Genomic DNA, 24,194 nt, shown 5'->3' on the forward strand with positions numbered 1-24,194 from the left:
AAAAGTCACAATTTATATCAATGAATTTTTTAAGACATAAAAAAACCCCATTCCGGATGAAATGAGGTTTCTTATTTAATTGAAAATGGTCTACTCCACTATGAGTTTTCTTGTCAATATATTATTTCCATTACCCACAGTCACAAGATAAATTCCTTTCTGAACATCTGATAGGTCCAGAATAACTTCATTCAGACCTTTTGTAATAGAAAGGTTTTCATTTTTCACAATCTGGCCCATAAGATTACTTAGCACAAGCTGTGATTCCCCGTTTAGCTGAGATTCAAACTGAAGATTTGAAAAACCACTTGCTGGGTTAGGATATAACTTTATAGTATTTTCATCCAAACCAACATCATTTAACGCAACTGCATTATCAATAATACTTTGGTCTAATTTCAAATAAGTCATAAAGTTTTTCTCCAATACTGTTGCATCCACCAAAGAAGTGCCGCCCCATGAATCATGTTGGAAAAGTATATGAAGAAAACCGTCGCTTGATTGTTTGGTCATGCTTGGGAATGCTTCCTCGCCTACCGTTCCATCGGTAATATCATTGGCAAAAAGTAGAGATGCAATATTTTTAGCATCGCTCCAGCTTGCTCCCCCATTACCCGACACCATGGTAAACAAATCTCTTCTATATAAATTATCAAAAGGGTTGTTATTTGAACCACAGGTCACAGCGTCAAATACGATATAAAGGTTGCCGTTATTGACATTTTCGCAAACACTCGGATGTGTCATGGAACCCGCTACATAACTCGGCTGATCAGCAAAAGCAGAGGGATAAGTACCCATGGTTGTCAAATCCGGAATTGAATCTGTCAGAATATAATTGGCATAGTCAACAGAATCGTTTAAATCAAATCCCGCAGGCATGTCTGAATTCCAATACCAGATTCCTCTAGTTAAAGGAAACCATGAATTTGATGTCAAGTCTCCGGGGTTGGTCAAAGCAGCCATAAGACTACCTGTAATGTGAATTCTGCCATCTGCTCCAATCGTTACTCTTGCATCCGGATGCGGAGTTAATACCTGATAACCACCTGATGCTGAATCAAAAGCAGCATTTATAGTGTCAAAAACATGAACAGCAGTTGATGTCCATGTTGCTCCACGATCCGTAGACATTAACATCACAAGGTCATTGGGATCAGTTCCGGAATAGCCGGTATATCCTCCAGTAACAATCACAACGGTATCACCTTTGGTGTCAATGTCATAACCATCTGCACCGGTTCCTCTTAAAGGTGCTCCTGCTGCTGAATCGGGAAATAAACTATTGATTACCCAGGTTTGTCCGCCATCATCGGAGCGTCCAAATTCACAGCTAGCGTTGGCCACCTGTGCCACTGCATACAAAGAATTTCCTTCCGCGGATACATTGTACCATTGGAATGGCTCGTTATTAACACCATGCAATGGAGCTGTCAGATCGAAAGCCGTATAATTGGTTTGTCCTTTTACAGGATTGGTAAACAATCGTCTCGGATGAGCAAAAATTGCTTCATTGGAAGCTTTTATTGGCGCCACTGAAGGCCAGCCCATTCTGAGATCGGCAATACCATAAGGGGTATTCAATGAATCTCCCGGATTCCAGGTTTGCGTACCCGCATCGTAATAATTATAACCAATTCCCCTCAAAGCCAGCGTCGGATCGGTAATGGTGTCCAAACCCTTAGTCCAAACCACCTGAATATTGCCATTGTCATCCTGATGAATTCTTCTCGACACACCTGCATTGGTTTGAAGGTCGTACCAGGTAAATCCAACTGTATCCCCATAAGATGGAATGGAGGTAGGCTGTTTTAGATATGAGTTTTTTGGAATATTTATACTTTCCTGCCCAGTTTTGGCTTTTTCTACCGCAGGCAGAGCAGTTTTGAAAAGCTCGGGATTTGTACGCGTCAATTGAGCATATGATCCAAAGGAAAATAATAAGGTTGCAATAAGTAATAAGTAAATTCTTTTCATTGGGTTCAATTTTTTTTCTTCTTTAAAGATAGATATTAATTTTTGATGAGTCTCAATTCAGATAGGTGATTTGATTTAAGGCAAATGTGAGAGATAAAGCTAATTATTGAAATATGGAAAGAATTATAATTAATAGGTTTCTGATATTTTACATTGTTTAACTATTATGAAGAAAATACAATGCTTCTATTTCCCTAAATGAAACATGCCCTTAGAAGTTAGAGCCAGTATGGTATCGTTCTTTTTGGGTTTAATCTTGTACCTTCCTGTGAATCCCGAGAAAGCCGGTAAAATTATATTGCTATCTGATATACAGAAACAGGGCAGTGTGATGCCTTGTCTTGCGGCCCCTTTTAGTCTAACCCCTGGATGAATATGTCCGGAAAATTGTCTTGAATTAGCATTGATTTCGCTTTTCGATTCGTGAATAAAAATAAAGGGGTCAATTTCATGAATGGGCTCCGTCTGCTGAATTTCGGCTTCATCATATGCTGATTTGGGTAAAATATCATGATTTCCCGGAACAAGTAAGATTTTTAAATTGGGATACCCTGTTCTTAATTCCAACAAATGCTCCCAGTCCTTATTCATTTTAGAATGCGATAAATCACCTAATATCATTAAAGTTTTAGGTGAATAGGATTTGATCAATGCATCCAACCGTTTAAAGTCATCGATGCTTACCGAATTGGAGACGGCTATTCCGTTTTTCCTAAAATGGCCCGATTTTCCAATATGCAGATCAGCAATTATAAGAGCTTTTATTTTTGGCCAGAAAACAGCCCTTCTGTAATCAAAAACCAGATTTTCACCATCCAGTGAAATACTCGTAGATTTTATAAGTCCGGTTTTTAAATCCATTTTTCAAAAATATCAATTACCTTTTAAAGCAATAAAAAAGCCCGTTTCAAAAATTTGAACCGGGCCTCTTTTTGATCTATTTTTTAACTATTGATCATTTGCTCCAATATCTCCCTGAGCTACAATTGTTGATAAGGCCGTGTCTGCAAGGTGTACATTGACATAACCATTTACCACTAAAACATCAGCATAACCAAAATCATCACCTCCATCTGAACTTGCTACGTTGGTTTTGCTCATTCCGCTTGTTCCATCCACTGCATTAAAGGAAAAGTAAATCGGTCCTCCCGTTGCAGCATCATTTTCATGGATGTGCGCCGGATGACTTCCGCCTGCAGGTGTATTTTGCAAAGAAATGGTTGCAAGTGCCTCTCCATTAATTCTCTCTTCAAATAACACAGTTCCCAAAATTCCCGAATTATCAAACTCATTAAGAGTATAACTTTTTGATTCTCCTGTTAAGGCATTTGATCCTATATCACCCTGGGCTACAATGGTACCAAGATTATCCGGTGCCAAATGCACATTAATATAACCATCAAAATCAATTAGTTCTTCGTATGTGATGGCTGTATCATCGTCTTTTGTAGTTACGGTAGTTTCACTCATACCGGAATTTCCATCCACATTTGTAAGGGAGATTGCAATACCACCTCCTGTGGCCGCATTATCCATATGAATGTGTGCCGGATGATCTCCATCGGTCGGTGTTCCTGTAAGTTCTAGGGTAACTTTCGTAGTTTGATCATCCACTTTTTCAAATTTGGCGGTTCCGCTAACTCCGGATCCTCCCATTTCAGCAAGGTCATAGGTAGTGGATGGTAAAGTTGGCGCAGGAGTACTGCTGTCTTCGTCATCATCTCCACAAGATACAATGGCAAAAGATAGTACTACTGCCATGATTATGCTTAAATAGTGTTTAAATAGTTGTTTTGTAGTCTTCATAATGTTTAAGTATTTGGTTTAAGTATATTTAAAATGAGAGATTACTCATTTTACTCTTATTTATATACAAAAAGGAACATAAATACCCCAATAGAGTTTGAATTTAACTAAAATGAATCCCGCTTTTTGAGCATTTTGATATAATAAATAAATGCAGAAATGCATATTGCAATCATGTAAAATGCTATCGGAAGACCTCCAATTGTCGAAATCATTTTTATTCCTTCGATTCCTGCATAGGCTACCATGATTAAGGCCATTATACCAACTAAAATACCCCAAATAATTTTAATTCCGGTTGGCGGTTCCGGATTTTTGGGCGTCAAACCACTGGTGCTTAAGGCACCCATGGCAATGGTTGTGGAATCAGCAGCTGTCACAAAAGAAATAAACACAGCCAGGAAAAAAAGAATGGATATAAAATCACCGCCGGGAAAATGTTCTATTACGGAATAGACTATGCTTTCGGGACCGGATTCTTGTAATTTCATTGATAAATCAATTATTGATAGATTTTCATATACAAGAGCAGATCCCGAAAATACCGACATCCAAACAATTGCGAACAAGGCTGGAAAAATCCAGGTGAATAATATAAACTCCCTAATGGTTCTTCCATAGCCAAGATTTCCTAGAAATAAAGCAGTTACCGGTGCCCAGGCCATCCAGTTGGCCCAATTAAACACCGTCCATTTTTTAGGCCAATCATCACCGCTCTCAGCCCCAATAAAGGTGCTCTTATCAATAAAATCACTTATATAAAGTTTGAGGCCTGAAAAATTGAGTTCCAAAACTTCCTTTAAGGGTATAAAAATGACAAAGATTAATAGCAGAAGTATAAATACCCTTAAATTCCAATCAGAAAGGATTTTTACTCCTTTAAGCAGGCCACTGACTGCAGAAATCAGAAAAATAGCCACTACAGCAAAACAAATACATGCCAAAAGGATAAAATTGGTTTCTGTACCAAATATGAGATTTATACCTCCCGCCAATGTCAATAGGCCTCCACCCAAACTGGCTGCCATCCCTGCCACTAATGAAAACAATGCGACAGCATCTAAACTTTTGGACAATAATCCCCTGGGGTTCCTACCAAACAAAGGAAACAAAGTTGCTGATATGGAATAATCCGATCCTTTATTAAAAAAAGCCAAAGCAAATAATAATGAAGGCAAAACATAAATGGCATAAGGGGTAAAACTCCAATGTAAATACATGGTGGACATGGAAAATATGGCTGCGGCTTCGGATTTGGGTTCTATATCGAGCGATTCAGGAGGACTTATATAGTGAAAGATGGGTTCTGCCATACCCCAGAAAAGAATGCCCGTTGCTATGGTCGTACAAAGAACTATGCTGAACCACCTCCAGCGATTTAATATGGGAACTGCCTTATCTCCTCCTATCCTGATTTTACCTAAGGGGCTAATAAATATCACTAAAGACATCAGCACTAATAAAATCGTAGCTGTACTAAATAACCAGGAAAAATGATTGAGAATACTCTCATTTATTAACTGAACGACATTGAGAAAAAGCAATTTGTCATATACACTCAAAGCCAGGGCAAGCAAAAGAGCTATCAGACTGGGCCAGAATACTGCATGTCTTATTTGAGAAAACAAGTGGTCTAAAATAAAAAAAGGGGAAACAACGCATCCCCTTTTTTTTGTCTAATTAATGTTTTAGAAATTTTCAAAATCAATCTGTAAATCCCTTATGTCTTTGGGTACAAATGGTCTCAAGCCTGTCAGGTCTACAAAACTGGCAGGATAGAGCTGAGGATCCGCATTGTAATTGCCATCGCCAAGGAATCCATCGGCATCTGAAAAATAACCTGGTGCTAAGTAATTAAAAAGTGCAGATTCTACAGAATTACCATATTCTGCTTTGCAAACTTCAAGAATATTGAAATTATTGAAAACGCCGTTAAATGAAGTTTCACTTGAAGGTGGTAAGGCCACTTCTGCTACCCCAACTTCATTTACTTCATCTCCTCTAGCGCGGAAAGCATAATTCCTTCCTACAACACCTGAACCACCATCGCTAAACTGAAAATATGGATGATTTGAGTTGCCGTAAACGGTAATCACATCACCGTTTTTTTGTGCCAGCATGCGCAATCCATCCAGGGCAAAGGTATCGCTGGCATCAGTTGGAAAATCGGCTACCCATACTTCCATTTCAGCATCGGCATCTACGACATTCTCTGTATAGCGGACCTTATAAAAAGTATTTAATGTGCTTGAATCATTATTTACTCTGTCCATTTGATATACATTCATAATGGCAATTCCTTCAATAGGCGAATTGTTCCAAAAGACTTGCATGGCGATTTCATCATCGGCCTTGTCTTTGACCTGAAGTCCAAATTGATAAACTGTTCCATCCACTATTGGCATTTCCTTTACTACCAATTCTTTGACACGTCCATCATCATCACTGGTGAAATCCAAAGCTTGTGCCCTAGAAAGATTATAGGTTCTTATTCCCAAAATCAATGTTTCAACAATTTCTGCTGAGTTTTCGCCAATATGAATAAATAAAGGCAATCCTTGATATACAAAAGACATGTCAAAAACTGAATCCGGATCATGAAGAAGTTTTCCACCTGAATTAGCATCGGAAATTGAGTTGGGAATATCAATTTTAAATTTTTCGGGAACAATATTATTATCCTGTGGTTCGGTTTCCTCGTCATCGGAGCAGGAAAGTAGGACTAAAAACAAACTAAAAACGAGAAGTGAGCTTAAAATTTTTTTCATATCAAAAGGGTTAATTTTCCATCAAATACATGTGTAATTACGCTTATTCCGTTTTTAAGTTACAATAAATGCATTAAATGTGAAAGAGAACAGCTATGTCAGGAATAATGACATTCACTTATTCAATTTAGAATTGCTTTTATGTCTTTGTGAATCTCTACTGGTTTTTTTCTTCAGATTCTTTTCAAATGCCTTGCCAAGATCAATATTAGTTTGATTGGCCAGACAAATTAAGACCCAAAGCACATCGGCCATTTCATCTTCAAGACTGTATTTCTCATCGCTTTTTTTGAAGGATTGATCGCCATACGTTCTGGCAATTATTCTGGCTAATTCACCTACTTCTTCGGTTAAAATCGCCATATTGGTCAATTCACTGAAATAACGAATCCCGTACTTCTTAATCCATTGATCAACCTGATTTTGTGCTTCTGAAATTTCCATAATTAATGTTCGTGTCCGTGCCCGGCTTCATCCTTTTTCCATTCGGACAATAAATAATAAGCCTGATTATAAGCAAATTTTGTCCCGGGCTCAATGTCTGCTAAAAGTTTAACTTCTACCCAATTTTCAGATTCTATACCTGTTATTACCTCGACAGCGGAAAATTCCCATTCCAGTTCATGCATTTCAGCGGAAAAAATGTATTTCTTATCTCCATCCATCACAATTGCATCCATGGGCAGGGCATTTTTAATTTGCTCTCCGGTGATTATTCTACCTCTGCAATACATACCAGAAATCAAAAGACCTTCTTCATTTTCAATTTCAGCGTGAATTTCCACAGCCTTGGGGTTGGATTCAAAAACTTTACCAACGGAAAAAATTACAGCTTCGTATTCCTTGTCTTCGAGCGAAGCCACCTTAAACCTTACCTTTTGACCAACCTTAACTTTTTGAATATCCATTTCATAAACTAAAAAATGAGCATGAATATGATCATTATTCACTATTTCGAAAAGGTTTTCCTGGGCTTGAACGTATTTACCTCTTCTTACATTGACAGATCTTATATAACCGCTTATTGGAGATTTTATGGCAAGTTCTGTGTATATTTTCCCATTTCTTATTTGCTCGGGATTGGCATTCAGAAGTTTTAAAGTGTATTCCGTGGTTTTGATTTCGGCCTTTAAAGAAAGATAATCCGATTTCACTTTTTGAAACTCTCTTCCCGAATTAATTTTTTCGCTATAAAGTTTTTTCTGTCTTTGATATTCGAGTTCCAAATAATCTAATTCACTTGTTTTCTTGATGAAATCGGACTGAAGCTTTAAAAGATCAGGGTGAGAGATATAAGCAAGGACCTGCCCTTTATTTATTCGATCTCCTTCAATTACTTTAATTTGAGTAATGTTTGCACCAATGACAGCGCTTACGCTGGCTTCACTTTGAGGTGGCAAAGTTAGCTGTCCGTTTGTTTCCACAAATGCATTCAGGTTTCTTTTATCCATTTTATCTACCCTTATACCAAGCGCATCAAATTGCTTTTTGCTCAAATGAATTAGGCCTTCATCATGATTGTGATCTTCAACATTAGTATTTTCTTTTGCCTGATTCTGGCAGGCTATAAAAAACATTAATGAAAAAATATATATTACTGATTTTCTGATATTTATACTATACTGATTCATTTATTTACCGTAAATATATTCAAGGCGGATAACGGCCTGATTGTAATAATTCAAATTTTCCAAATACTCATATTTGAGTTGCAATGCCCTGTCAACATTTTGGAAGTACTCCAAATAACCGATGGCATCCAGATCATAACTTTTTTGCGCTGTTTTAATGATCAGACGCGCCTGTGGCAATGCTTTTTCCTGATAATAATTTAAACTGTTTTCAAATTTTCTAATCTCTTGTAATTGTTGATTAAAGTGATTGTCTAATGTATGAGAATAATATTCAGCTTTTATTTCTGCAATTTTTTGATCCAATTTAGCTTTGCGAACATCTGACCTTATATTATTGTAAAATACTGGAATTAAAATCCCCGCCTGAAATCCGTCAAATCGCTGTGATGAATTCGCCAATTCTCCATTTGAAAGTGTAACACCCTTAAGCGAATTGTTAAAATAGCCTATCCTGAATTCTGGTAAATATGTGCTCGATTTAGCTTTTCGATTTATCGCGGCTTTCTGAATTTCCCAATTGCGCAATAATAATCCCGGGTTTTGATCATCGGGCTTTGAATCAAGTAAATATTGATAGTCCCTTTTTTCTTCAATTGAGATTGCCACATCCTTATGAGTGCTGCTGTTTAATAAAATAAGTAAGCGCGCCTTTTCAATTTCAATGTCCGATTGCAACATAAACACTCTGTTAGATATTTCCATCACCTGAGTTTCAGCTGTCATTTTTTCTAATAAAGAGGATGCCTCAGTCTTATACCTGCTTTCACTTGCGCGTTGAAAATCCTGACTAAGAGAGTCTTGAAAAAGTAAAATGTTCAATTTTTCATTGAGATAAGAAAGTCTGTACCAAGAGGATCGGACCTTGAATTTCAATTCATTCAAATCCATGTCATAGCTCAATTTTTTACTTTCAATTTCGGAAATAGCCAACTGCCGCTGCCTGCTGTAAACCGTTGGAAAGGCAAAAGTTTGATTCAGCTGCCAAGCCAGTTCATCATCAGCACTATTGTATTGTCCGTATTGAACTCCAAAGTCAGTTTTAGGTAAACTGATTGCCCCTTTCCTGGCTTCTTCCGCTATCAATATGCGATTTTCTGATGCCTGAAGATCCCCATTATTACTTACTGCAATTTCAATTGCCTGTTCAAGGCTCAAAACCTTATCCGCAGAATTTTGGGAAATCGCCGGTAAGGAAATAATTAAAAACAGCGCCATCAATATTGGCCTGGCCGTAAAATTCATTTTCTTTTTCTCTTCAATCCATTTATATAATAAAGGTAACACGATCAAAGTCAATAAGGTAGCAGATATCATCCCACCTATAACAACAGTAGCCAGGGGTCTTTGAACTTCTGCTCCTGCCGATGTTGACAATGCCATGGGTAAAAAACCCAAGATATCAGTAGATGCCGTCAACAAGATAGGCCGAATTCGTCTTCTTGCACCATTTATAATTCTTTCATTTAAATCTGAAATACCTTCTTCTTTTAATTCATTCCAGGCCGAGATCAGAACCAGGCCATTTAATACAGCTATTCCAAATAATACAATAAAGCCAATTCCCGCAGAGATACTAAAGGGCATATCCCTCAGCCACAATGAGAAAACACCTCCAATTGCTGCCAGAGGAATTGCTATATAAATCATTGCGGACTGTTTAAGAGAGCCTAAGGCGAAAAATATCAATATAAAAATAAGCGCCAGCGATATGGGAACCACTATTTTAAGTCGCTGCGTAGCTTTTTGAAGATTCTCAAAAGTTCCGCCATAACGAATAAAATAACCGGCAGGTAAATCGAGTGAACGATCCAACTTACGGCTGATTTCATCAACAAGTGATTGTATATCCCTTCCCCGAACATTAACGCCAACATAAGTTCTGCGATTGGTATCATCTCTGCTGATTTGCATCGGTCCGCTTTTATAATTTATATCTGCAATAATTCTCAATGGAATTTGCTGACCTTCCGGAAGATTGACAAATAGGTTTCTTATATCTTCTATATCCTTTCGATTTTCCTCATGAAAGCGAATTACTAAATCAAAACGCCTTTCACCTTCGTAAATAGTGCCGCTTTTAAGCCCGGCTACGCTGCTTTCAACAATTCTGTTTACCTCTGAAATATTTAGACCGTATTGGGCCAATTTAGATCGGTTGTACTTGATTGTAATTTGTGGAAGACCACTGATCGGTTCCACTTTAACATCGCCAACACCGTTTATATTTGAAATTAAGGCAGAGATTTCTTCCGCTTTGGCAGCGAGAATATCCATGTCTTCACCGTAAAGTTTTATGGCCAAATCCTCTCTTACGCCGGTCATCAATTCATTAAAACGCATTTCTATAGGTTGGGTAAATTCGTAATTAACCCCAGGAACAGTCAGTAGTTTTGCTTTGATCTTTTCAATCAGCTCTTCCTTGCTTTCTGCGCTTGTCCACTCCTTTTTAGGTTTTAATATTATAAAACAGTCGGCCGCATCCATTGGCATAAGATCAATTGGTACGTCAGAAACACCAATTCTACTTAATACCTGTTCTGCTTCAGGGAAATTATCTAAAATAAGTTTTTCAACTTTTGTAGTGACTTCAATGCCTTCAGTCAATGAACTACCAGGCCTCAGTAGATCGTGAAAGGCAATATCACCTTCATCGAGTTTTGGAATAAATTCTCCTCCAATCCTATTAAATAAAAATACCGATGCAGCCAATAAAATTAAAGCTGAAATGATTACCATAGAACGCCATCGCATGGCTCTGTTCAAAGTAGATTCGTATTTGTCCTCTAGCCAATTAATAAACCTATCGCCATATCCTCGTTTGGGGTTTTTTGAGACTTTTACAAAATAGGAACTCATCATAGGAACATAAGTCAGACAGAGAAGCATCACGCCCATCATAGCAAAAATAAAGGTCAGAGCCATTGGCTTGAACATTTTACCTTCTATTCCCTCCAGGGCTAGGATTGGGAGAAAAACAATGAGAATAATCAACTGGCCAAAGAATGCAGCATTCATCATTTTTGTCGATGAATTTATCGTTAAGTCATCTTTATCGGAATTGCTCAGGTTTTGACCTTTTAAGACTCTTGTCTGAAACATAAATACGCTTCCTTCCACGATGATTACGGCCCCATCCACAATTATTCCAAAATCAATGGCTCCTAGGCTCATAAGATTGGCCCACACATCGAAAGCATTCATCAGTATAAAAGCAAAAAGCAATGACAATGGAATGACCGAAGCTACGATTATACCTCCTCTCCAATTGCCAAGAAGAAAGACCAAAACAAAAATGACTATGAGAGCACCTTCTGATAAATTGGTGGCTACGGTTTTTGTGGTGTTCTGTATAAGTTTGGTTCTATCGAGAAAGGGCTTAATACTGATGCCTTCAGGTAAGGATTTTTCAATTTTAGCCATCCTTTCCTTTACATTTTTGATCACCTGATTCGAGTTTTCACCTTTCATCATGAGTATTATTCCTCCTACGGCTTCTCCCTGACCATTTTTGGTAAAAGCGCCATAGCGAATGCCATGACCTATTCGAACTTCTGCTATGTCTTTAATTAAAATGGGAATATTGGCATGATTATAGACCAAAATATTCTCAATATCATCAACAGTCCTCAAAAGCCCCTCTCCTCTTATATAATTGGCCATATGATCCTTTTCGATATAGGCAGAACCGGTATTTTGATTGTTTTGCTCTAAAGCCCTAAAAATATCACTTAGCGATATGCCCATTGCATTGAGTTCATTGGGATCAATTGCGATTTCATATTGTTTGACATATCCTCCAAAAGCATTTACTTCGATAACTCCCGGACACATCGCCATTTGTCTTCTAATTAGCCAATCCTGAATACTTCTGAGTTCGGTTAAACTGTATTGATTTCTATAATTGGAATCGACTTCCAACGTGTATTGATAAATTTCTCCTAAACCTGTGGTAATTGGCCCAATTGAGGGTTTTCCAAAGCCTTCCGGAATATCATCTTTGATTTCAGATAATTTTTCGGCCACCAATTGTCTTGGCAGGTAAATTCCCATATCATCTTCAAAAACTACAGTTACCACAGAGAGGCCAAATCTTGAAATGGATCGAATTTCTGTGATGCCAGGTAAATTTGCCACGGCCAATTCAACCGGATAGGTGATAAACTGTTCTATGTCTTCTGTTGAAAGATTGGGTGCCTGAGAGATGATCTGTACCTGATTGTTGGTAATATCGGGAACAGCATCGATAGGTACCTGCAATGCACTCCAAATCCCCATAATGATCAAAGCCAGGGTCATTAATGCGATTATCAGCTTATTCCTTATGGAAAAAGAGATGATTTGTTTAATCATGACCGCAAATTAATTGAAATTTTTAGCTGTCATATTCATTTCCAATAATTAATAAAGTTAGTTTGGATTCAAGACCTTATTTGTAACCTATGTCACATTGAATTCTAATGATAATTGCCGAGGTTTATCCCAATGAAATAGGTTCTTGGTCGTGCAGGTCCATAGATATAATCCGAATCCCTTTGAGGGCCTCTGGAAAAATCTTCCTGATAAGAATTAAAAATATTTTGAACACCTATAGCCAATTCGAGTCTTAGGTCATTTTTAAGATCAAAATGATAGCTAAATTTTATATTAGAGTCAATAAAGGGATTGCTTTTTATCAAGTCAATTTTGCCTTCAGGGCTAACAACTTTTGGAATGATCATTTCACCCGTATAGTTACTGCTAATATCTGTCGAAAAATTTTCCACTGGTTTCCAATTAATAGATGAATAACCGTATAAATTTGGGTTACGCAGAAACCGATCGGTACTTACTTTTGCATCGGAAGAACTATTATTCGGTTCATAAATAATCTGACTGCTGCGATAGGAAGATTCCTGGATTGTAAAACCATTTTCAAAACGGAATTCCCGATGAGGACTAAAATTTAGTTCCAGATTAACGCCTCTAACAATGGCATCATTACCATTGCTCAGCTCCTCCACGATTGATCCGTTTGGCAATCTTTGCCCGCTGTTTATAATTGTAAATGGCTTTCTCAAAATAGTATAAAAACCTTCGACAAGAAATTGACTTTGAATTCTTGAATCTTTACTGTTAAAGTTCAATGAAGCGGTATACGCATCAGAAAGCTCCTTTTCCAGATTATCGCTCAAAATGACAAAACGCGCTTCTCCGGCAACAGAGGATATGTGTAAATCTTCGTTAAAAGCCTGTGGAGCCCTAAAACCTCTTGCATATCCGGCCCGAAATTGCAACTGGTTTAATAAATTGTAGAACAGAGTAATTCTCGGACTTAGAATACCCAGGTCTACTTCTGAACTCCTCTCAATGGATTGTAATTTGTACTGACCCTCCACTTTGCTCAGATCGTACCTCAATCCTGAAAGAATTTTCAAATTTGCACTGGCCTGAAACTCAAATTGAGAATAAAAACCACTTGTATTTACTTTTTGATCCACCAATCTATTATAGCCGGGGATTATATCTTTCACTTCATTGTATTGATATTCTGATCCAAAGACTAATGTATTTTTATTTGCAAATCCGATCTTATACATAATGCCTGTCACCAATGCGGCGTCTTTTGTATTTCCATAGGCGTTTAATGCCAGAATACTATCCTCACTTGTCCTTCCACCACCAAGCCCACCATAATAACTGTCTCGTTTTGTTAATTGACCGGAAACATAGCTGCTCAATTTCTGTCTCTTTTTTTTGTCGAGAAAATGATCATAGCTCAGTCCGTAAAAAGCAGTATTGTGTTGGAGTTTTTCAGTGATGTCGGTTAAATGTGGTTCTAAATCAAGACGATCACCTCCCCTCCTTTTTTCATTGATTAGACTAAAATCAACGCTCAATTTTGAGTTTTCATGAGGTTTATAAAAAGCTTTGGAACCAAAGACATTGGTAGAAAGATTTGTTATTTCAGAAAAACCATCATGATTGGCATCAAAAGCCTCACGCATTCTTTTCATCCCGTAAATTGTTATACCGGATTTCAATTCATCATTTACCAATGAAGCATTAAAATTTGTTGTATTGTCTAATTTTGTACCATCAATGAATGCAGTGTTATTGGCAATTCTCCAGGCATTGAATAGAGGTTCTCTTGTTATAACATTGATTGTCCCCGCAATAGCATTGGATCCGTATAGTGCTGACCCGCCACTTCTAACAATTTCCACGCGTTCCACGATATTGCTGGGAATTTGATCCAGCCCATAAACACCATTAAGGGCGCTGTAAACCGAACGATTGTTAATCAAAATTTGTGAATAAGCCCCATCCAGCCCATTGAGCCTTACTTGAGTAAATCCGCAATTCTGGCAATTGGTTTCTACCCTAACACCCGGTTGATAATTGAGCCCTTCGGAAATGGCCATGGATTGCGTTGCCTCTAATGTTCTCGGTTTTAAAACATTGACTATTACAGGTGATTCCCTTTTGTCCAACTCATATCTTGTACCGCTTATGACCACCTCATTGAGTTGCAGGCGATCTTCAGTCATTTCAATATTCATCATTTCATTCTCATCTAAAATGAGCGGCATTTCTACGTCTTTAAATCCCAGAGCTTTGAATCGAATTGTGTATGAACCCGGATCGATAGAATCTATCCTGAATTGACCGCTTGAATCGCTCAACGCAAAATGATTAGTATTTAGAATTTGAATGGCTACAAATTCAAGCCCTTTTTGAGCGGATGTGATTTTTCCGGACACTGAGGTTCTTTGTGCCATAGCTCCCTGCCAATTTAAGGTCAGGGCAATTGAAAATAAAATAATTATTTTGATCTTGCTAATCATAAATTTAGACAAATCTAAATATTATTTTTAGCAAATCTATATTGGATTAAATAAATTTCAATATTTTGTGAATCAATCTTTTAAGTCGGTTTTAATTTGCCGGCAATAAGCATTTAAAATATTCAATTGGTCAAAATCAAACTGCTTCAACCCTCTCTTATTGACCTCTTGTACAACCTTGCTGAGTTTTGAATAGATTTGTCTGCCTTCACGGCTCAATATTATCTGGTACTTTCTTCGATCTTCTTTTGTTGGAATCCTTGCAATTAAATCTTTTTCTGTCATGGAATCCAGCATTCTCATAACCGCTGCGGGTTCTTTAGCTGTAATATCCGCAATCTCCTTTTGACTTATTCCCTCATCTTTACCAATGGCATTTAAAACCAGCCATTGATCAATAGAAATCTTTATCCCCTCATTTGCAAAGGCATTTTTTAAGGTGGCACGATAGGCTTTCAATAGCAGATCGATTTCAGAATAAAATTTTTGATATTGATTCATATTTATCAATAGTTGATATATCTACGAAATATATGAATTTTAGATTTTATTCTGAGAATCTATAATTATTGTCACCGGCCCATCATTGATTAAAGAAATCTTCATGTCTGCTCCAAATTCACCGCTCAGGGTTTTTAAGCCCAGGGAATTTAACTGAATAATCATTTTTTCATAAAGCGAGATTGCTTTTTCGGGTTTGGCAGCTTTGATAAATGAAGGTCTGTTACCTTTTTTGGTACTGGCATGTAAAGTAAATTGTGAAATTAAAAGGCATTCACCATTCACATCGGGACAAGAAAGATTCATTTTGTCTTCTTCATCAGAAAAGATTCTCATATTGACGATCTTATTAGACAGCCATTTTACATCTTCTTCGCTATCTCTCTCCTCAATTCCAATAAAAACCAATAATCCCTTGTTGATTCTTGAAAATACTTTGGAATCTATACGGCATTCTGCTTCAAGTACTCTCTGAATAAGAGCTATCACAGAAACAGTTCATAGTTTTCGGCAAATTTACCCTGAGCTCTTAAAAACTCGTGTTCCTCATCTGCCAGCACCTGACGCCATTGATCGAGCTGACTTGAAATATTCTCAGGTTCAGTATCCAGTCCTTCATGGGCCATTCTTTTATAGAATTCAAACAATTGTTTAGCCGCTTTAAAAAGTTGATCATCTCCTCTGAAGGCCCCCACTTCCATTATTTTTTGATAGGATTCCGTACTTTGTACTTTTAATTCCTCCACGATTTCCTTTTGCCGTGAATAGTCGTTGGTTTTTGCGAGCAGGTTTATTTTTTCCTTGATTTTCATTTGCTCCCTGTAAAAGGCATCATTGTAATCTGATGGACTGGCCTGTTCGAGTGCACAAGAACTTAGTGCGAATCCTAAAACGAGTAAAAAAATTAAGTTTTTCATTGTTTTTTATTTACGACGAATGCTAAACGTTTATATTTTGGCTGAATTGCGATTCTTTCTATTGAACCAATTATATCATCATTCAAATTTAAGACCGAAATCCATTCCTTTTTATTATCAGTAATATCAAGTATATAGAAAGCTTTTCCCTTACCTGAAATTATCAAATTGAAATTCAACCAACAATAATCATCAGATGAATTAAGTGCTTTCGCTATCAATTCAGGACTCTCAGCGGAAGGACTGTATAAGTTCAAAACCCAATTAGACGAATCTTTTTTTGATACATAAAGCAGTTCATTGCTTTCGGGTCTTACAGCAAAACCACGTCCGATGTGAGAATCGACCTTTTTTACCTCCTTATTTGCAACTTTGATGTGCATCAATTCATGAGATTGCTCATCAGGTGAAACAATAAAAAGTGCCAGATTATCGTCATCCATCCATGCCGAATAGCCCACTCTTTCAATTTCCGGAAATAAAACTTCAGGCATTTCAGGATTTAAGATGTCAAATGACCAGAGTCGTTGTTTTTGATTGAATTCCACTCTCACTGTGCTAAAAGAGTTTCTTCCCGGTATAAGCTGCGGAGAAAATTCGTCTTCATAGCTTTGAGTCACCTTGTAGGTTTTCTGATTCTCCCATTCAAATCTGTAAACTTCACTCTGTCCATCGTTTCTGATTGAAGAATAATAAAGCCATTTATTTTCAGGGTGAAAAAAAGGTTGATTGTCATAACCAACCCTATTGGTAAAATTATAAAGGCCATTGAGTTCAAAATTACCATTGTCAAAACTGTATTCTGCAATATATATATCTGTGTTTGGATTTTGAGAAAAAACCTTTGTACTATATATAAGTAGCAGATTCAACAATAAGATTATTCTCATAACGATGCTTCAATGCTTATTACTTTGAATAGATGTTTTCAATGAGATCTTTATGTTTCTCCTTAATAATTCTTCGCTTTAGTTTTAGCGTAGGCGTTAATTCACCACTTTCAATACTCCAAAGAGTCTTTGTAAGTCGAAAAGCCTTAATTTTCTCCCATTGACCAAGTCCCTTGTTCGCTTTTTCCAACTCGATCTGATATTTCTCCAATACGTTTTCGTTTTCGAGAAGGTCTAAGGAATCGGAATATTTCATATTGTGTCTTTTAGCCCATTTCTCTAATTCTTCAAAATTGGGCACAAGCAAAGTCGCCGGAAATTTTTCATTTTCCCCGATTACCATGGCATTATCAATTAGCAATGAATTTTTAAGTTGATTTTCAATGGGTTGAGGTGCTATGTATTTGCCTCCTGAGGTTTTAAATATTTCTTTTTTCCGATCGGTAATTTTTAAAAATTTTCCTTCGACCAGTTCTCCAACATCACCTGTATGTAACCAGCCATCGACAATCGTTTCGGCTGTCTTTTCAGGTTCTTTGTAATAGCCCATCATCACATTTGGACCTTTGCAGAGAATTTCCCCATCTTCGGCTATTTTAACTTCTACACCTTCAATTGCAGGCCCGACACAACCTATTCTAATATCTTCTTTAGTATCCAGTGACACTGTTATTCCCGGAGAGGATTCTGTAAGTCCATAGGCCTCAATCACCTTTATTTTTGCGGCCCAAAATATTCTTGCCAATTTGGGTTGTAAGGCCGCAGCTCCTGAACCTATAATTTTGACATTTCCCCCAAGAGCTTCCCGCCATTTTGAAAAAATGAGTTTATTGGCCAAAGCCAATTGCATATTGTACCACCAACCCTGATTCCTATTGGGCTCATATTTGAGTCCCAGACCAATGGCCCAATAAAATAACATCTTTTTAATTCCGCTTAAGTCTCGGCCCTTGGCTTCAATCTTTTCATAAACTTTTTCAAGCAATCTCGGAACGGTTACAAAAAAATGTGGTTTTACCTCTCTAAGGTTATCGCCAATGGTATCAATATTTTCAGCATAGTAAATCGATATACCGGCGGATAAATAGAAAAATGAAGCTGTACGTTCAAAAATATGACAAAGCGGTAAAAAGCTAAGTATTCTTGAATTCCCTCTTTCGATATTAATTCTTTTCCCAACAGATAATGTATTGCTGACTACATTATTATGTGAAAGCATGACACCTTTTGACTGCCCGGTGGTTCCCGAAGTATAAATTATTGTAAATAAATCCTCTGGCTTTACTTCTGCTCTCGACTTTTCAAGGATTGAATCATCACCATCTTCAAGCACATTTTCCCAATGTAGGAAGGAGCCTGATTTATCAAATGAAAATGAATGAACTTCAATTTTGTCACCTAATGCATTTTCTACTTTTCTTCCTATTTCAGTTGTTGAAAAGAAAACCAGTTTTACACCTGCATGGTTAAATGCGTATTCATAATCGTTGGCTACTGCATTAGGATATAGCGGGACAGAAACAGCACCTATTTGCTGAATGGCATGATCAACAAATAACCATTCCGGCCTGTTTTCGGAAATGATTGCTATTTTATCTCCCTTTTTAATTCCCCGTGACAGCAGTCCATGACTTAAGCGATTTGAAATTGAAATTACATCTGCAGTACTGTACTTTTTCCATTTCCCCTGCATTTTAAATGACATGCAATCTTTGAGGGGAAATTGGTCCATCTGCTCATGGAGAAAGTCAAAACATCTTGAAGTTGTCATATAGTTTTCAAATATATGTGCAGACTAATATACATATTATGCGCTTTAAACAAATTCCAATAAGAATTGAAAAAGGCAAAAAAAAACCACGATACTTCGTGGTTTTCATAATTTTACTTTTGATTTTATACCTCTAATTCGGAGGTTAGATACCAGCGATCTTTTATTTTTATAGCCGTGTAGATCAATAACACATCATATTCGTGAGGAACTACGATCACCACTTCTTTCAAAGTCAAAGGCGCGTATTCATTGTGATGATAATCTATAACTTCAACTTCATCGTAATTAATGCTGTCGAGGCTAACATTTCGGTCATTTAAATAAGTCACAAGATTTGCAAATTCTTCTTTTTCTCTTTCCAGGCTAAATCCAAATTCACCCAAAAAGAAATCTCGCTTCTCTTCATTTTTAATTTCATTAACAACCGTTTTTTCCATCTCTTCGGTCATCACATGATTAAGATAATCTTCATAGTCATTGGCTTTTAGTGAGGCCACAAGCTCTTTGCTTAGCTCATTTAGATCTGTATAACCTGTAACATTTGCTGCTTTCGCTTCTTCGGCCACTTTGTCTTCAATTTCTTCATTGCTCATTTCTTCTTTTGAGCTAGTTTCTTCTTTTTTTTCGGGACTGCAATTTGCCAGGAATAAAAACGAAGCAATTGCAAGGAAAGGAATTAGTTTTTTCATGTTTTTTATTTTCTTTCATCCAAACTTAACAAGGAATATGCTACGATACTAAGAATTAATTGTTCAAAAAATGAATTTTTACGAACCTTTTTTCTTTATTAGGAGTTTAATGCTTGTGTTTGGATATAAGCCAAATCGTAACTCTTGTCAGATCGTTCGCCAATTTTTAAGTTAAATTATTATAAAACAGGTGTTTGACAATTATTTGTCAAAAAAGAGTATTTTTGCGGCCATATTTTCAAAACGCGTGATTTACTTAAAACAATTTACTGAATGCGTCAACTAAAAATTTCAAAAACTATTACTAACCGGGAGTCACAATCTCTCGAAAAATATTTTCAGGAAATTAATAAGGTGGATCTGATAACACCTGAAGAAGAAGTAGAGCTGGCAAGAAGAATCAAAGCAGGAGATCAAATTGCTCTTGAAAAATTAACCAAAGCCAATCTTCGATTCGTAGTTTCTGTGGCGAAACAATATCAGAATAATAATATATCATTAAATGATCTCATTAATGAAGGAAATCTTGGGCTGGTAAAAGCCGCTCAAAGATTTGATGAGACGAGGGGATTTAAATTTATCTCTTACGCAGTTTGGTGGATTCGACAATCAATTATACAGGCTTTAGCAGAGCAAAGTCGTCTGGTCAGATTACCATTAAATAAAATTTCATCGCTTTCAAAAATTAATAAAGGGATATCTCAAATGGAGCAGGAGTTCGAAAGGGAACCAACTCCGGAAGAACTATCAGAAATACTGGAGTTAACCACTGATGAGGTTAAATCTACTCTGAAGGCAGCTTCTAGATCTGTTTCTGTTGATGCCCCCTTTCAGGAAGGTGAAAGCAATTCCCTTTTGGATGTATTGGAAAACGCAGATGCGGAAAAAACAGACGAGGAACTTGAATACAGAGACTCATTGCGTATAGAAACCGAAAGAGCGCTTCAAACGCTGGATGAAAGGGAAAGAGAAGTTATAAAATTATTCTTTGGCATCGGAATGGAAAGAAACATGTCTCTTTTGGAAATTGGAGAAAACCTTGGATTAACCCGAGAAAGAGTGAGGCAGATTAAAGAAAAGGCCTTGCGGAAATTGAGATCTACCTCGAGAAGCAAATCGCTCATCCCCTATTTGGGAAGATAAAAAATTCAAACCCTGTGGCAGAAGCTTCAGGGTTTTTTTATTTTCAAAGCTTAAATCATTTTGATGGCTTACCCTATTAGAGAAAAACTACTTGAAATTCCTATAATGCAAAAGGAATCAAAAGAAGTAATTGACTGGCTGCTTGCCCATAGTGTATATCGCAATGTAAAAGAAGGAGATTATTTTTTTAAGAAAGGCGACCTTGTTGAAGAAATGATAATAATTCTCGAAGGTGAAATGAATTTCATGATTGAGGCCGGTGGGAATTTTTTAAAAACAGGATCGGCAAAAAGTGGTGATATTACGGGTGTCCTGCCATTTTCACGAATGAAGGAAGCCGGAGGTACGTCACAAGTAGTAATTGATACACATTGTCTTGCTGTGCATAAAAAACACTTTTCAGAAATGGAAAGAGTTAGCCAGAGCCTTGTACAAAATCTTGTAGGACTGATGTCAGACCGTGTGAGAAGCTTTACCATGCTTCAACAACAGAGAGAGAAAATGGAGGCTTTGGGCAAAATGTCTGCCGGAATAGCACATGAAATAAACAATCCTGCTTCGGCCATTAGAAGTACAAGTCGTGAATTGGACAAGAATTGGAAAAAGCTACAGAACTTGAGTTTTAATTTGATGAGCTCAGGACTTGAAATGAATGCAATTGAAAATATTAAAAAAATTCTTGACTTGGATTCCGAAGCAAAACCCAAACAAATTTCAATGATCGACAAAAGTAATCTTGAAGATGAAATGATAGATTATCTCGATGAGCTTGGACTTGAAGATGGCATGGAACTCGCAGAGGATCTGATTGATCAGGGAATATATAAAGAAAAGGTAGAGGAAATTGAAAAACAGATAGGTGAAAAGAAGCTTGAAAGCTTTCTCAATTGGTTGGTTTTGAATTCCAGCGTTCATGAAATGCTTAAAGATGTAAATGAGGCATCAGAAAGAATAAGTAAACTCGTATCCTCGATAAAATCACACTCCCATATGGATCGCGCTCCTGAGCTGGCTGAAGTGGATATAAATGATGGAATTGAAAGCACGCTTGTGATTTTCCAACATAAGATTAAAGAAAAGAACATCAATTTGATTCTTGACTTTGAAAATGATCTGCCAAAAATTCAAGGCATGGAGGGCGAACTCAACCAGGTTTGGACAAACATAATTGATAATGCCCTTGATGCCATAGATTCTGAAGGGCAGTTAAAAATTTCGGCCGTATCTGATAAAAATTTTCTAAGTGTCAAATTTGAAGATAATGGTCCTGGAATACCGGAAAATATTGTTAATCAAATCTTCGAACCCTTTTTTACAACAAAGGATTTGGGCAAAGGCACGGGTTTGGGGCTGGATATATCGTCCAGAATTATTAAAGAGCACAATGGCAATATAACTGTCAACTCAAAACCCGGCCAAACTATATTTGAAATTTCACTACCAATAAATCAATGAGCAAAGCAATAATATTCGCAATTGATGATGACCCTCAGGTTTTAAAAGCAATAGTTAGAGATTTAAGAGGCGAATTCAGAAAGGATTACAAAATTCTTTCAACCAGTTCGGTTGAAGAAGCCCTTGAAAATATTTCCGAATTAAAAAAAAGAGGTGAGAACATAGCCCTATTCATTTCGGATCAGAAGATGCCCGAAATGCAGGGTGTAGATTTTTTGGAAAAGGCCAAATTGTCATATCCTGATGCCAAAAGGGTGCTATTAACAGCTTATTCAGATATTGAAGCAGCCATTAAAGCCATTAATGATGTGCAATTGGATTATTATCTAATGAAACCCTGGGATCCACCGGAAGAGAAAATGTTTCCCATATTACAGGATCTTCTCGATGAATGGAATTCAAGTATAATTCCACTTTACTCAGGTATCAAGGTCATCGGTAAACAATGGAGCTCAAAATCTCATAGTATTAAAGATTTTCTGAGTGGAAATCTTATTCCATACCAATGGCTGCCAATTGAAGATAATTCATTGGCCCTGGAATTAATGGAAGCCAATAACCTGAATTCTGAAAATTTACCGGCTGTAATAATGGAAGATGGTGAACTTCTGGTAGATCCGGACCTGAGATCCATAGCATCAAAAACCGGTAGAAATATTCAGGCCAGAGAAGAACTTTACGATGTTGTCATTATCGGAGCCGGGCCGGGTGGTCTGGCCGCCGGAGTTTACGGCGGATCAGAAGGTTTAAAGACCTTGCTTATCGAAAAACATGCTCCCGGAGGACAGGCTGGCACAAGTTCGAGAATCGAAAATTATCTTGGATTTCCAAAAGGATTAAGTGGTGCAGAGCTGTCGCGGAGGGCAGTTGCACAGGCCACAAGGTTTGGAATTGAATTTTTATCACCTCTTGAGGTAAAGGAGATCAGAATTGAAGGGCAGTACAAATTTTTAAAACTTAATGATGATAAAGAAATTAAGTCAAAATCCGTAATAATTGCAACGGGAGTATCGTATAAAAAATTACAGGTGGAGGGGCTTGATGAATTAACCGGTCTAGGTGTGTATTACGGAGCAGCGACAACAGAAGCCAATGCCTGCAAAGACCAGCAGGTTTATATTGTCGGCGGTGGCAACTCGGCCGGCCAGGGTGCTATGTATCTAAGCAAGTATGCCGCAAAGGTTCATATACTTATTCGTAAGCCGGATCTCAGTTCAAGTATGTCCTCCTATTTGATCGATCAGATCAATGAAACGCCCAATATTGAGGTAATAGCCAATTCACAAATTAGCAAAGCCATTGGCAGTGAGAATTTAGAACAATTGGAAATTGAGAATCTCAAGGATAAAAGCAAAAAATTACATCCGGCAGCCTCACTTTTTATTTTTATAGGTGCCAAGCCCATCACCGATTGGCTCGATGATAAAATTATAACCAATGATAAAGGTTTTATTGAAACGGGAAGGGATTTAACAAAACACAAAGACTATAAAAAGTTTTGGAAGAAAGATCGCGAACCCTATCTTCTTGAAACCTGTATTCCCGGAATTTTTGCTGCAGGGGATGTTAGAGCGGGTGCAATGAACAGAGTGGCATCTGCCGTTGGTGAAGGCGCATTGGCGATCAAATTAGTTCATGAATATTTGGAAGAGATCTGATTAAAAAAAACAGAATTTGCTTTGACTATTTATTTTCTAATAGTAGGTATGCATTGTCTTTTGACTCAAAATCTGAATAATTAGGACAGAGTTCTTCTTAATTTCGGAGAAGGGCAAAGCGGTTTTATGATTATCACGACGAGCATTTCCCGACTAAA

The 24,194-nt window shown here is 37.3% G+C and carries 18 protein-coding genes; 3 read left to right on the forward strand and 15 right to left on the reverse strand.

The window, feature by feature from the left end:
- Positions 1–90: 90 nt before the first annotated feature.
- The 15 genes from HZR84_00280 to HZR84_00350 form a co-directional block, all read right to left on the reverse strand.
- Positions 91–1,977, reverse strand: a complete 1,887-nt coding sequence (locus tag HZR84_00280) for a T9SS type A sorting domain-containing protein (GenBank protein QNL20450.1) — start codon at positions 1,975–1,977, stop codon at positions 91–93.
- Between the two features lie 186 nt (positions 1,978–2,163).
- On the reverse strand, positions 2,164–2,838 hold the full coding sequence (gene pdeM, locus HZR84_00285; GenBank protein QNL20451.1) for a ligase-associated DNA damage response endonuclease PdeM: 675 nt from the start codon (positions 2,836–2,838) through the stop codon (positions 2,164–2,166).
- Between the two features lie 87 nt (positions 2,839–2,925).
- The gene (locus HZR84_00290; GenBank protein QNL20452.1) at positions 2,926–3,738 is read right to left on the reverse strand and encodes a hypothetical protein; all 813 of its coding nucleotides are present in this window, start codon (positions 3,736–3,738) and stop codon (positions 2,926–2,928) included.
- 152 nt (positions 3,739–3,890) lie between these two features.
- Positions 3,891–5,411: a BCCT family transporter gene (locus HZR84_00295; GenBank protein ID QNL20453.1), complete on the reverse strand. Its 1,521-nt coding sequence runs from the start codon at positions 5,409–5,411 to the stop codon at positions 3,891–3,893.
- A gap of 60 nt (positions 5,412–5,471) precedes the next feature.
- Entirely contained in the window at positions 5,472–6,551 is a 1,080-nt protein-coding gene (locus HZR84_00300) for a hypothetical protein (protein ID QNL20454.1), read from the reverse strand.
- A 114-nt stretch (positions 6,552–6,665) separates the two neighbouring features.
- On the reverse strand, positions 6,666–6,995 hold the full coding sequence (locus tag HZR84_00305) for a nucleotide pyrophosphohydrolase (GenBank protein QNL20455.1): 330 nt from the start codon (positions 6,993–6,995) through the stop codon (positions 6,666–6,668).
- A gap of 2 nt (positions 6,996–6,997) precedes the next feature.
- On the reverse strand, positions 6,998–8,128 hold the full coding sequence (locus tag HZR84_00310; GenBank protein ID QNL23144.1) for an efflux RND transporter periplasmic adaptor subunit: 1,131 nt from the start codon (positions 8,126–8,128) through the stop codon (positions 6,998–7,000).
- A gap of 54 nt (positions 8,129–8,182) precedes the next feature.
- The gene (locus HZR84_00315; protein ID QNL20456.1) at positions 8,183–12,535 is read right to left on the reverse strand and encodes a CusA/CzcA family heavy metal efflux RND transporter; all 4,353 of its coding nucleotides are present in this window, start codon (positions 12,533–12,535) and stop codon (positions 8,183–8,185) included.
- A gap of 104 nt (positions 12,536–12,639) precedes the next feature.
- The gene (locus HZR84_00320) at positions 12,640–15,009 is read right to left on the reverse strand and encodes a TonB-dependent receptor (protein ID QNL20457.1); all 2,370 of its coding nucleotides are present in this window, start codon (positions 15,007–15,009) and stop codon (positions 12,640–12,642) included.
- Between the two features lie 72 nt (positions 15,010–15,081).
- Entirely contained in the window at positions 15,082–15,510 is a 429-nt protein-coding gene (locus HZR84_00325; protein ID QNL20458.1) for a MarR family transcriptional regulator, read from the reverse strand.
- 39 nt (positions 15,511–15,549) lie between these two features.
- The gene (locus HZR84_00330; protein ID QNL20459.1) at positions 15,550–15,999 is read right to left on the reverse strand and encodes a D-tyrosyl-tRNA(Tyr) deacylase; all 450 of its coding nucleotides are present in this window, start codon (positions 15,997–15,999) and stop codon (positions 15,550–15,552) included.
- On the reverse strand, positions 15,996–16,427 hold the full coding sequence (locus HZR84_00335; GenBank protein QNL20460.1) for a hypothetical protein: 432 nt from the start codon (positions 16,425–16,427) through the stop codon (positions 15,996–15,998). Before HZR84_00335 ends, HZR84_00330 begins: the two co-directional genes overlap by 4 nt.
- The gene (locus HZR84_00340) at positions 16,424–17,317 is read right to left on the reverse strand and encodes a PD40 domain-containing protein (GenBank protein QNL20461.1); all 894 of its coding nucleotides are present in this window, start codon (positions 17,315–17,317) and stop codon (positions 16,424–16,426) included. The genes HZR84_00335 and HZR84_00340 overlap by 4 nt, the downstream gene beginning before the upstream one ends.
- A gap of 19 nt (positions 17,318–17,336) precedes the next feature.
- Positions 17,337–19,088, reverse strand: a complete 1,752-nt coding sequence (locus HZR84_00345; protein QNL20462.1) for a long-chain fatty acid--CoA ligase — start codon at positions 19,086–19,088, stop codon at positions 17,337–17,339.
- A gap of 125 nt (positions 19,089–19,213) precedes the next feature.
- Positions 19,214–19,780: a hypothetical protein gene (locus HZR84_00350; GenBank protein ID QNL20463.1), complete on the reverse strand. Its 567-nt coding sequence runs from the start codon at positions 19,778–19,780 to the stop codon at positions 19,214–19,216.
- 273 nt (positions 19,781–20,053) lie between these two features.
- On the opposite strand from HZR84_00350, the gene HZR84_00355 reads away from it, so the two are divergent.
- The 3 genes from HZR84_00355 to HZR84_00365 all read left to right on the forward strand — a co-directional run bounded on the left by HZR84_00355 (position 20,054) and on the right by HZR84_00365 (position 24,036).
- On the forward strand, positions 20,054–20,923 hold the full coding sequence (locus tag HZR84_00355; GenBank protein QNL20464.1) for a sigma-70 family RNA polymerase sigma factor: 870 nt from the start codon (positions 20,054–20,056) through the stop codon (positions 20,921–20,923).
- A gap of 63 nt (positions 20,924–20,986) precedes the next feature.
- Positions 20,987–22,378 (forward strand): cyclic nucleotide-binding domain-containing protein, encoded by a 1,392-nt coding sequence (locus HZR84_00360; protein QNL20465.1) that lies wholly within the window; start codon positions 20,987–20,989, stop codon positions 22,376–22,378.
- A complete protein-coding gene (locus tag HZR84_00365; protein ID QNL20466.1) occupies positions 22,375–24,036 on the forward strand; it encodes an FAD-dependent oxidoreductase in 1,662 nt (553 codons plus the stop codon). Before HZR84_00360 ends, HZR84_00365 begins: the two co-directional genes overlap by 4 nt.
- The last annotated feature ends 158 nt before the right edge of the window (positions 24,037–24,194 follow it).

The organism is Hyphobacterium sp. CCMP332 (genome assembly GCA_014323545.1).
GTDB lineage: Bacteria > Bacteroidota > Bacteroidia > Cytophagales > CCMP332 > CCMP332.

Bases quoted from the DNA above. Each gene is read 5' to 3' on its own strand.
- HZR84_00280 (QNL20450.1), bottom strand. From the start codon at position 1,977: ATGAAAAGAATTTACTTATTACTTATTGCAACCTTATTATTTTCCTTT.
- pdeM (QNL20451.1), bottom strand. From the start codon at position 2,838: ATGGATTTAAAAACCGGACTTATAAAATCTACGAGTATTTCACTGGAT.
- HZR84_00290 (QNL20452.1), bottom strand. From the start codon at position 3,738: ATGGCAGTAGTACTATCTTTTGCCATTGTATCTTGTGGAGATGATGAC.
- HZR84_00300 (QNL20454.1), bottom strand. From the start codon at position 6,551: ATGAAAAAAATTTTAAGCTCACTTCTCGTTTTTAGTTTGTTTTTAGTC.
- HZR84_00305 (QNL20455.1), bottom strand. From the start codon at position 6,995: ATGGAAATTTCAGAAGCACAAAATCAGGTTGATCAATGGATTAAGAAG.
- HZR84_00310 (QNL23144.1), bottom strand. From the start codon at position 8,128: ATGTTTTTTATAGCCTGCCAGAATCAGGCAAAAGAAAATACTAATGTT.
- HZR84_00315 (QNL20456.1), bottom strand. From the start codon at position 12,535: ATGATTAAACAAATCATCTCTTTTTCCATAAGGAATAAGCTGATAATC.
- HZR84_00320 (QNL20457.1), bottom strand. From the start codon at position 15,009: ATGATTAGCAAGATCAAAATAATTATTTTATTTTCAATTGCCCTGACC.
- HZR84_00325 (QNL20458.1), bottom strand. From the start codon at position 15,510: ATGAATCAATATCAAAAATTTTATTCTGAAATCGATCTGCTATTGAAA.
- HZR84_00335 (QNL20460.1), bottom strand. From the start codon at position 16,427: ATGAAAAACTTAATTTTTTTACTCGTTTTAGGATTCGCACTAAGTTCT.
- HZR84_00340 (QNL20461.1), bottom strand. From the start codon at position 17,317: ATGAGAATAATCTTATTGTTGAATCTGCTACTTATATATAGTACAAAG.
- HZR84_00345 (QNL20462.1), bottom strand. From the start codon at position 19,088: ATGACAACTTCAAGATGTTTTGACTTTCTCCATGAGCAGATGGACCAA.
- HZR84_00350 (QNL20463.1), bottom strand. From the start codon at position 19,780: ATGAAAAAACTAATTCCTTTCCTTGCAATTGCTTCGTTTTTATTCCTG.
- HZR84_00355 (QNL20464.1), top strand. From the start codon at position 20,054: ATGCGTCAACTAAAAATTTCAAAAACTATTACTAACCGGGAGTCACAA.
- HZR84_00360 (QNL20465.1), top strand. From the start codon at position 20,987: ATGGCTTACCCTATTAGAGAAAAACTACTTGAAATTCCTATAATGCAA.
- HZR84_00365 (QNL20466.1), top strand. From the start codon at position 22,375: ATGAGCAAAGCAATAATATTCGCAATTGATGATGACCCTCAGGTTTTA.